Source organism: Thermodesulfovibrio sp. 1176 (genome assembly GCF_029946585.1).
GTDB lineage: Bacteria > Nitrospirota > Thermodesulfovibrionia > Thermodesulfovibrionales > Thermodesulfovibrionaceae > Thermodesulfovibrio.
The window spans coordinates 1-1,508 of the sequence record NZ_JARZRZ010000014.1; the positions used below are offsets into that span (position 1 = coordinate 1).

Here is a 1,508-nt window from a genome sequence, read left to right on the forward strand (position 1 = left end):
CCTCCTACGAAAAATTTTTTGTTATAAAATTTATATGCATGGGTTTTACCCATTGAAAGCAATGAAGGCAGGGCAGGACAACTCCATTTCACCTGGGTATAAAAGCCCTCAATGGAGTTTGTTGCCTGCCTGCTTAAACCATGATAAGTTGGTAGGGCTCCTAAGCCCTTGTCACCATGGAGGATTTGTTTGCAGGCTACAAAGGGTTCCCAAAAAATCTTTGATTTTTTGGGATTCCCTCCTGCCTCTGCCTTATACCCTATCATGGAGGTGTTACCATGAATAACAAAAACTTTAACGTCTTTGTAGGTATTGATATCTCCAAAGATTCTTTCTCTGCCTGTGCCCTTACTAATCCACAAAATATCCTCTTTGAAGAAAAATTCCCTATGTCCCTTCAGGGGTTTAAAGACTTCTCTAAAAGACTTTCCCGTTTTCCTAAAAACTCTATCCTCATTGCTAAGGAATCCTCTGGCTGTTACTACATCAATCTCTTTGCCTATCTTTCTCAGAGACACTTCCACTGCATTGTTCTTAATCCTTTGCTTGTCAACAAATTCTGGACTGCTACCCTTAGAAAAACTAAAACTGACAGAACCGATGCCAAAGCTATTGCTATAATGTTGTATCATGTCCACAAACAACTCCCTGATAAATCCTTCCTGCCAAAAGATTTTCGTGATATCGCAAGGGAAAGAGAAAGAATTGCCCAGCAAATCGCTACTGTTAAAAATGATATCGAAAAAAATCTCGTTGTCCTTTTCCCTGAGCTTGAAAGAATTGTTAATATCTACAATTCCTCTATCCTTAAACTCCTCTCTGTTTTCCCTTCTGCTTACGCTATTAAGAATGCCTCTATTGAGCAAATCAATAATGCTCTTTGCACTGAAACTGCAGGAAGACCTGTTAATATCAATGCTCAGCAAATTAAATCCCTTGCTAAAGAATCTATTGCTCAGTACTGGCCCGTAAGAGAATTGATTCTTGTGCAGAAAATCAAAGAGCTTTTCTTCCTTGAAGAACAACTCGAATTCTTTACCAATATGCTTAGAGAATTCTGTGAAGAAGCCTCTCTTTGTCAGGATATTGAGATTTTGAAATCTATAAAAGGAGTAGGCGATATTACAGCTATGCATTTTCTGGCTGAAGTAGGTGATATTGAAAGGTTTAACTCTCCAAAGAAGCTCATCGCATATTGTGGGATTGACCCTACTGTTTATGAATCTGGTAGGTTTAAAGGAAAAAGCAAAATCAGTAAAAGAGGAAATCGACACTTGAGAAGAATAGTATGGCTTATGAGCATAGGTGTGGTTATGCATAATGAATACTTCAGGGAATACTATAACAAAAGAAGAGCTGAAGGACTTGTATTTAAGAAAGCTATCCTTGCTGTGGCTCACAAGCTCCTTAGAACAGTATGGGCTATGCTTACTAAAAAACAACCTTTTTTTGTTAATCATACTCTTTCACCCTGTTTCTGAAGGAGGTGATTTTTCATAGTTGACTCC

The 1,508-nt window shown here is 38.2% G+C and carries 2 protein-coding genes; one reads left to right on the forward strand and one right to left on the reverse strand.

Going from position 1 to position 1,508, the window contains the following annotated elements; genetic code table 11:
• The coding region (locus tag QI155_RS10935; RefSeq protein WP_281321673.1) for a hypothetical protein at positions 1–266 on the reverse strand (266 nt) is incomplete at its 3' end.
• 12 nt (positions 267–278) lie between these two features.
• Here QI155_RS10935 and QI155_RS10940 point away from each other — a divergent pair.
• Positions 279–1,481 carry an IS110 family transposase gene (locus tag QI155_RS10940; RefSeq protein ID WP_281321674.1) on the forward strand — a complete coding sequence of 401 codons (1,203 nt, stop codon included), beginning with the start codon at positions 279–281 and terminating at the stop codon, positions 1,479–1,481.
• Positions 1,482–1,508: the final 27 nt, after the last annotated feature.